Raw genomic sequence first — 9,132 nt, 5'->3', positions numbered from 1 at the left:
GGGCATGAGCCGGCCGGACGGTCTGCTCGAAACCCATTCCTTGAGTCAGCTGCCCAAGGATTTGCTGGCCGTGCCGTTCCTCAAGGAAACCCTGACCGAAGATTTCGTCTTCTATTACGAAGCTCACGCCGACCGTCTCGGTTTGATTGGCAGTCTGCGGCGGATTATTTACGAGCATGACCTGAAGCTGCAGGACAGCCTGATCGAGCAGCTCTTCGACCAACCGGCGGATGTGGCGCTGTGGCGTGGGGCGGATGGGCGTCTCAAGGATTTCCTGTTGGTGATGGATCGCGGCGGACTGGCCAAGGTGCTGGAGCCGCTGGCGAAAGTGGCGCTGGATGATTCGCAACTGAGCAAGCTCGGCGAAGTGAAAGTCGGTGCCGACGCCGTCACCCTCTATCAGCTCAACTACAACGCCAGCAAGTCGTTGGTGTTCGCTTCCCATGGCGACAAATTGGTGGTGCTGTCCAATCCGGCCAAACTCTACGACCCGGATAACGGGGCTTTGGAGGAAACCGGCGGCGTTTCGACCAAGGCGATCGCCGCCTTGCTCAACGGCGACAAACTGTTCCCCGAAGCCTTCGGCCTGCCGCCGCGTGCGCCCGAGGTAAAACAACGCCTCTCGGTCAACTCCAGCGTGTTGGCCATGGGTTATCAGCGCTTCATCCCGAACTTTGCCGGCCTGCGTTTCGACATGGATGACAAGGGCTGGCACAGCTTCCTCGCCATGGACGAACTGGACAAGCAGCCGGACTTCGACTTCAAACCGATCTGGCAAGCCATGCCGATGGGCGCCAGCGCTTGCGTGGCCTTGCCGTTGGCCGCCGAACAACAGAAACCGCTGCTGGTGAAACTTGGCGCCGAAGAGTCCGTGGCCCAGGCCCTGACCGAACATATGGCCGGTGCCGCCGGCCTGTGCTGGTACGCCGATTCGCGGCTGTACACGCCGCTGCTGGTGGCCAGCCTGAATGACGATGACAGTGCCAAACTCGACGGTGACTTGGGCAACCTGTTCGGCTCGATGGTCGGTGCCTACGAAGGCAATGTTGCCGAGCACGCATTCCCGGTGGTCGAGAAACAGGACGGTAAAACCCATCAGTGGCAGCGCCAGGTCAGCTCCAACTTCGGCCCCTATAAGGCCAAGGATGCCGAGCAGCCGGACGCGATCACCGGCAAAGCCTTCATGCGCGTCAGCCTGGCGCGCCATGGTTCGACGCTGCTGTTCTCCCTCGACGACAAACTCGTCGACAAAGCGCTGGGCACCCTCGACAAACGCTTCCCGCCGCTGGCTGACGTGCTGCCGAAAGACCTGCTGATGCCGATCTATTTCGGCCCCGACTCCATGGCGCAACTGATGCAGCAGGAAACCCTCGACAGCCTGCCGCAGGACATGGAGCCGGTGTTCTACAACGCCGCGCAAACCTACCTGATCCCGAAACTGCGCACCCTTGGCGGCTACGGCAAATACGCCCTGACCTTGCCCAAAGGCAGCGAGCCCGACGGCCACTGGCAATGGCTGCCGCTGGAGTGGAAAGCTCTGTGACCGCACTCATCCGAGGCCTCGGCTTGCTGGCGTTGCTGCTGGGGACCCGCACATTCGCCAGCGAAGCCGCCGCGCTCGACCCGCAGCAATCCCAGGTATTCCGTGCCTGGTTCGTGCGCATCGCCCAGGAACAATTGACCCAAGGCCCGAGCCCGCGCTGGTATCAGCAGGACTGCGCCGGGCTGGTGCGGTTTGCCGCCAACGAAGCGCTGAAAGTCCATGACGACAAATGGCTGCGCAGCAATGGCCTGTCCAACCGCTACCTGCCGCCGGAGTTGCAACTGAGTGACGCCCAACGCGGCCTCGCCCAGCAATGGCAGCAGGGCGGCGGCAAGGTCGGGCCCTACGTCAACGCGATCAAACTGATTCAGTTCAACAGTCATCTGGTCGGCCGCGACCTGGCCCAGGCCCGGCCCGGCGACCTGATGTTTTTCGATCAGGGCGATGACCAGCACCTGATGATCTGGATGGGCCGCTTCATCGCCTATCACACCGGCACCACCACCCCCACCGACAACGGCATGCGCTCCGCAAGCCTGCAGCAACTCATGACATGGAAGGACACCCGATGGATACCCGACGCAGCCAACCCCAACTTCATCGGCGTCTATCGACTGAACTTTCTCTCCCAATGATCGGTGCCCGCATGCTGCGCATTTGCTCAAAACTGCCTCTTTTGCTTGCGTTGGTTCTGCCGCTGTCGGCAGTCAACGCCGAAGACACCGTCGAGCCGAGCGGCTATACGCCGGTAGCCGGTGAAAGCTTTTTCCTGTTGGCCGACAGTAGTTTCGCCAGCGATGAACAAGCGGTGGTACGCCTCGAAGCGCCGGGTCGTGACTATCGCCGGTTCCGCATGGAGCCTTACGGCGGTGCGGACATTCGGGTGTATCGCATCGACAAGCCGCTGGATTTCCTCAAGCGCCAGAAGAACCTGCACCGTGTGGTCAGCGACGGCCAGTTCAAGGGCGAAGGCCTGTCGAACACCCTCGCGTACCTGTGGGACAACTGGTACCGCAAATCCCGTCGGGTGATGCAGCGGGCGTTTTCCTACGAGTCGCGTAAACAAGTCACCGAGGAAGTGCCGGAACTGAAGATGGGCACCGCCATCGCCGCGCCAACGCCCTACGACGCACAGCCGCAATTCGCGTTGATTCCGGGCCTGCCGGTGGTCAGCCAATTCCGTTATCCGCTATGGCAAGCCAAACCGATCCAGCCGCCTGAAGGCGTGAAACTGGTTGGTTCTTCCAGTGAGTTCGTCAGCGTCTCGCCGGGCAACGTGTACATCCCGTTGGGCAACCTGAAACCGGGCCTGTATCTGGTGGAAGCGCTGATCGGCAAGTACCGCGCGACCACTATGGTGTTCGTCTCCAACACCGTGGCCGTGAGCAAGATTGCCGGTGATGAATTGCTGGTGTGGGCTGCGCGCAAACACGAAGGCAGTTCGGTGCCAAAAGTGAATGTGCTATGGACCGACGGCCTGGGCGTGATGAGCAGTGGCGCTACCGATGCCGATGGTTTGCTGCGCCTGAAACACGTCAGCCCCGAGCGTTCGTTCGTGATCGGCGAGGACGAAGAGGGCGGGGTGTTCGTCTCCGAGAACTTCTATTACGACAGCGAAATCTACGACACCAAACTCTATGCGTTTACCGATCGACCGCTGTACCGGCCGGGTGATTGGGTGTCGTTGAAAATCGTCGGTCGCGAGTTCAAGAATGCCCGGGATTCCGTGGCGCCGACCGCTGCCGATGTCAATGTGACGGTGCTCGATGCCACCGGTACTGCGCTGCAGTCGTTGGCGTTGAAGCTCGATTCCAAGGCCGGCACCCAGGGCCGTTTCCAGTTGCCGGACAATGCGGTGGCAGGTGGTTATGAGCTGCGTTTCAGCTACAAGGATCAGGCCTACAGCAGTGCCTTCCGCGTGGCTGAGTACATCAAGCCGCACTTCGAGATTTCTCTGAACCTGGCCAAGCAAGATTACCGCACCGGCGAACCGGTCAAGGGCAGTCTGGTGTTGTTGTACCCGGACGGTAAACCAGTGGCCGACGCCAAGGTGAGCCTGAGCCTGCGCGCCCAACAACTGTCGATGGTCGATAACGAACTGCAATACCTGGGGCAATTCCCGGTGGAGCTGACCAGCGCCGAACTGACCACCGACGCCAAGGGCAACGCGACGCTTGACCTGCCCGCCGCCGAGAAACCGAGCCGCTACATGCTCACCGTGTTCGCCAGTGATGGCGCGGCGTACCGGGTCAAGACCACCAAGGAAATCCTCATCGACCGTGGTGCCGCCAGTTTCCGCCTGAGCGCGCCGCAACGGTTCAGCGCGGTGGGCGACAAGGTTGCCTTCAGCTACGCCAATGAAGGTGGCAGCGAGCAGAGCAAAGCGGTCAACCCGAGCAGCTACAGCTGGGTGCGACTCGAAGATCAGACCACTGGCGAAGGAAAACTCGCCGCCAAGGACAAAGGCTTCAGCCTGGCCTTCGACCGTCCGGGTACTTACAACCTGACGCTGAAAGATGATCATGGCCGCGTGCTTGGCGCGACCGGTCATTCGGTCACGGGTGATGGCGTCAAAGCCGTGCCCGGCACCGTGGAAATCGTCCTCGACAAACCCGAATACAAGGCCGGCGACGAAGCCCTCGCGTTGATCACTTTCCCCGAGCCGGTCAGCGATGCGTTGTTGTCGCTCGAGCGCGACAAGGTCGAGGCCACGGCGTTGCTGTCCAAGGGCGGCGACTGGCTGAAGATGGAAAAACTCAGCGACACCCAATACCGCGCGCGCATCGCGGTGAAGGACAACTTCGCGCCGAACCTGACGTTCTCCGTGCTCTACACCAAGGGCGGTCAGTACAGCTTCCAGAACGCCGGTATCAAGGTGGTCGCGCCACAGATCGATGTGGCGATCACTACCGACAAAGAGGCGTATCAACCCGGCGATACCGTGTCCGTGGACCTCACCACCCAGTTCGCCGGCAAGCCGATTCCGGCGCACCTGACGGTCAGCGTGGTCGACGAAATGATCTACGCGCTGCAACCGGAAGTGGCGCCGACCATCGACCAGTTCTTCTACCACCCGCGCCGCAACAACGTGCGCACCAGCGCCAGTTTGTCGTTCATCAGCTACGACGTGGCACTGCCGGGCAGCCCGGGTGCGCCGGGCAAAGCCAACCGCAGCGAGCGTGGGGTGAAAGTGCTGGAGCGGCCGCGTCGTGAAGACGTCGACACCGCCGCGTGGCAGCCGGAATTGATCACCGACGCCAACGGCAAGACCCGCTTCACCTTCAAGATGCCGGACTCCTTGACCCGCTGGCGCATCACCGCCCGCGCCATCGCCGATGACGGCCAGGTCGGGCAAAAGAAGCAATTCGTGCGCTCGGAAAAACCGCTGTACCTGAAGTGGAGCGGCCCGACCAAATTCCGTAACGGCGACAAACCGGATCTTGGCGTATTCGCTTTCAGTCAGGCCGAGAAACCGGTCAAGGCTGAGCTGGTGATTCATTACGCGGGTGCCGAGCAACGTGTGCCGGTCACACTGAACAACGGCATCAACTACATCCCATTGCCGGCATTCACATTGGCCAATGGCGATTGGACCGCCGAGCTGGTGYAGGATGGCAAAACCGCTGACGCCTTGGCCGTACGCCTGACCGCGACTGGCGAAGGCTGGCAGGTGACCCAGAGCCAAAGCCTGGACGCGGTCAGCGGCGACACGCCGTTGACCTTGCCGGCGGACGCCACGGATATTCGCCTGCGTCTGGATGACAGCCCGCAAGCGGTGTTCCGTTCGGCCCTCGACGATCTGCTGAGCTATCCGTATGGCGGCGTCGAACAAACCGCCAGCCGTCTGCTGCCGCTGAGCATCGCCTATCCAACGCTGTCGTCGAACCCACAGATCCGTGATCGCTTGCGTTTGATCATGCAGAACAGCCGCCTGCGTCTGGTGCAAATGGCCGGGCCGTCGGCGTGCTTCACTTGGTGGGGCTTTGACGGCGAGCCGGATGCATTCCTCACCGCTTACGCCTATTACGCCGACTGGCACGCCAGCAAAGTGCTGGAACTGAGCCTGCCGCCGGAGCACTGGCAGCGGGTGTTGGWGGTGTACGCGAAACAGGCGCAAAACACACCACTGTTGCAGCGGGCGTTGATTCTGTCGTTTGCCAAACAGATGCAATTGCCGGTGAACACGCTGCTCAGCGGTTTGATCGACGACTTGGTGAAAGCCGGCGAAGGCAATGCCGCGAGCGTGATGGACGATGGCGCAGAGAGCCTGGTCATGAACGATCCGGATTCGGCCTTGGGGCTGGCCAGTGCTCGGGTGTTGACCGCGTCTTTGGCGCGTCAGGCCAAGGTCAATCTGCCGCCGGCGTTCAGTCGTCAAGTGGATGCTGCGCAACAGCAAGTGGCCACCAGCGCTCAACCGTTTGTCGAAGCCCTGAACCTGTCACTGCAAGCTTTCGATCAGGCTCATGCGCAAGCGTTGTTGCAACGCCTGTTGCCACAGCAATCGACCCTGGAACGCGCGTTGGCGCTGACCTGGTTGCAACGCAGCATCGAGCAGGCCTCTCCGACCATCGCACTGGCACCGGGTGAGGGCTGGAAGAAACGTTACAGTGATACCGGTGAGATGTATTGGACGTGGCAGGGCTCCTCGCCAGTGCCGGCGGCATTGTCGCTGACCGGGACGCAAGAGCGCCCGCTACGCGCCATGTTGAGCTTCCAGACCAAACAACCGGCAATCGATCCGATGGCTGTGACCATCACCCGTCGCCTGTCGCGTCTGGTGCCGGGTGATGAAGCGTTCGAATTCAAACTCGAAGCGGTCGGCACCAAGCCGTTGTCCAGCGACAGCCTGTACCTGGACGAAGTGATCATCACCAGCAAAGCCGCGAAACCGCTGCGCTACGGCATGCTCGAAGTGCCGCTGCCACCGGGTGCGGACGTCGAGCGCACCACGTGGGGCATCAAGCTGATGGGCAAGGCCGGCACCGAGCCGACCTCGCTGGAGAAGGCCCGTTTCGAGCCGGGGCAAATGGCCTATGCGGTGCCAGTGGATGCGCTGAGCGGTGAGTTGCGCCTGCGTCATCTGGTGCGCTTCTCGCAAAAAGGCCAGTTCAACCTGCCGCCGGTGCGCTTCACGCAGGTCTACGCGCCACAGCACCAGGCTCAGGAACAGAAGCAGGCGCTTGGCCAGGTCACGGTCAATTGACATGACCCGGCCTCTGGTCTGGTTACTGCTGTGTTTGATTCCTGCGCTGGCGACAGCGCAGGACGAGCCGTTGCGCCTGGGCTTCAAGGGTGAATTGCTTGCGTTGAGCCAGACTCAGGTGATCTCGCGTGAGCCATTGCCTGATGATTTGCAGACGCCGTTGGGCAGCTTGTGGAAGCTGTTTGTCTACGGTTGGCTGGTGGACACCGGCGCGCGCGAACCCGCTTATGAATGTCGCGGGCAATCGAAGGAAGAAGTTTATTGCTGCACGGCGGGCGGCACGATCGGGCGTGATCAGGCGTTGGTGAAGTCTTGCGGCTTGTACTTTGAGCCTGCGCGCCTGGGCATTGCCGGCGCACAGTGGCGCGAGTATTGGCAGGCCAGACAAGCGCCGAAATGGTTGCTGGATTTGCCGTCGTTGCAACCGCAGACCCGGGTTTCGGTGGCGGAGTTGTTGAAGGTGTTGGCCGTGATGCCGGCGCAGGATCAGGCGCGAAGGGTGTTGCTCGATGTGGTGCTCAATGCCGCGGATGGCAATGTCGTGGGTGAACTCGGTGGTCGGTTGCGGGTGAAAACCTGGAGCTGGCTGGGGGATCAGGATCCTTCGTCGCGCCAAGGCGGATTCGCGGGCTGGACGGTAGACGGCACGCCGATCTGGGCCGGTGGGCGTGGCACCAGCCAAATGGTGTTGCGCCATTATGGTCAGTCGCTGGCGACGGTGCTGCCCTCGTCGTGGCCAGCCGAGGCAGGGAAGTGCGTTGAGGTCGGTCTGTTCGCGCGTTATCCACTGAAACGCGTGTTGTCGGGGGATCGCGTTATAGCGCCCGGCCCYTTGCARGGCGACTACCGCGTCGAGTTCGYCAACGGYAAYCAACTCGATATCCACAGCGACGGCGAGTTGTTCTTGCTCAAAGACAAACTCATCGCCCGCCTCGATCGTGAAGAATACGTCGCCCGCGTCCTGCAGCGCGAAGCCAGGCCTGAACCCGTCGAAGCGGCCAAAGCCCTGGCCGTCGCGATCCGCACCTACCTGCTGCAAAATGCCACTCGCAACGGCGATTGTCTGAGCATCGATGACAGCAGCAGTCGACAGCGCGTCGCGCCACGTCCGGCCGCCACTGAATCGCGCAACATCGCCGCGTGGACCAGCGATCTGGTTCTCGCAGGCAGCAACGTCACCTATCACTCCGACCAACCGGGGCCGGACAAACTCTCCTGGCAGCAAGCCGTCGAACAAGCCAATGCCGGCCAACGCTACGACGCCATCCTGCTGCATGCCTACCCGCGCGCCAGCCTCAGTCGCTGGGACAACCCGGTCGCCTCCTGCGAAGCGCTGCCCGCCGCGCAAGACTGGCTGCAAAACCAGCGCCGCGGCTGGCGCCAACGACTCGAAAGCGAAGTCGGCTACAACGAAGTCAGCACCTTTGCGGTCTGCCGCCTGGCCTTTGGTCGTCCGTTTGTCGACCGTGAACGCCAGCGCATCTACGTACGCGGCGTGCTGTCGTTGCAAGACCGCCTCGACCTGACCCACGAATACCTGCACCTGGCCTTCGAAGCACACCCTAACGGCCAGGATGAAACCTACATCGAAGGGCTCGCCCGTCACCTCTTGCTGGAATAGGCCATGAAACTCCGTTATCCACAGGTCTTGCTGTTGCTTTGCGCTTTTTGCGTACTGCCAGCGACATTTGCCGCCGTCAAACTTGATACGCCCATTGGCGGCTGGCGTACCGGCGCCCCTGAAGGCGAAGGCGAAAACTTTCGTCAGACGGTCAATTATCCGGCTTCGTCGGTTAACACCCCGGTGGGCCAGGCCAATACGGCGCGCATTACCGGCCAGATCCAATCCACCCCCAAGAGCAATGAACCTGGCAAGCTGATCGTCAACGGCGTCAGCATGCCACTGAAGATAGACCCCGCCGGTCACTTCGACCGCCCGTTCTCATTCCCCAAAGGCAGCAACAGCGTTGAAGTCCGCAGCCCCGATGGCCAACAACGCCACCGCACGCAGTTTCTTAACGCCAGCGGCGGCGCAACCCCGGCCAAGTTGCGGGTGCTGCTGTCCTGGGACAGCGACAACACGGATCTGGACTTGCACCTGATTACGCCCGACGGCGCGCACATCTGGTACGGCGATCGAGTTGCACCCAACGGCGCAGCGCTGGATGTCGACGTGACCACCGGCTACGGCCCGGAAATCTTCGCCATGCCCGCGCCGATCAAGGGGCAATACCTGGTGTATGTGAACTACTACGGTGGCGGGTATCGCAGTGATGACGAAGGTCAGGAGGATGCGGTTCAGCCGCTGACCACCGCGCAAGTGACAGTGATTACGGAGGAGGGGACGCCAGATGAAAAAATGGAAACGTTCCTGGTGCCGATG

At 61.7% G+C, this 9,132-nt stretch carries 5 protein-coding genes; all 5 read left to right on the top strand.

The genetic code is table 11. The features are described from left to right. On the top strand, window positions 1–1,543 hold a 1,543-nt coding region (locus tag AC1DLB_RS12490; RefSeq protein ID WP_477785069.1), incomplete at its 5' end, for a DUF2138 domain-containing protein. Next, window positions 1,513–2,178: a DUF1175 domain-containing protein gene (locus tag AC1DLB_RS12485; RefSeq protein ID WP_032833720.1), complete on the top strand. Its 666-nt coding sequence runs from the start codon at window positions 1,513–1,515 to the stop codon at window positions 2,176–2,178. The genes AC1DLB_RS12490 and AC1DLB_RS12485, both read left to right, overlap by 31 nt. Further along, on the top strand, window positions 2,175–6,749 hold the full coding sequence (locus tag AC1DLB_RS12480) for an alpha-2-macroglobulin family protein (protein WP_477785068.1): 4,575 nt from the start codon (window positions 2,175–2,177) through the stop codon (window positions 6,747–6,749). The genes AC1DLB_RS12485 and AC1DLB_RS12480 overlap by 4 nt, the downstream gene beginning before the upstream one ends. A 1-nt stretch (window position 6,750) precedes the next feature. Further along, window positions 6,751–8,370 carry a DUF2300 domain-containing protein gene (locus AC1DLB_RS12475; protein WP_477785067.1) on the top strand — a complete coding sequence of 540 codons (1,620 nt, stop codon included), beginning with the start codon at window positions 6,751–6,753 and terminating at the stop codon, window positions 8,368–8,370. Between the two features lie 3 nt (window positions 8,371–8,373). Then, on the top strand, window positions 8,374–9,132 hold a 759-nt coding region (locus AC1DLB_RS12470), incomplete at its 3' end, for a YfaP family protein (protein WP_477785066.1).

This window comes from Pseudomonas sp. 05N434, from assembly GCF_056396965.1.
The sequence above is the reverse complement of the archived record's forward strand: the minus strand, read 5'-3'. Positions and strand labels throughout refer to the sequence as shown.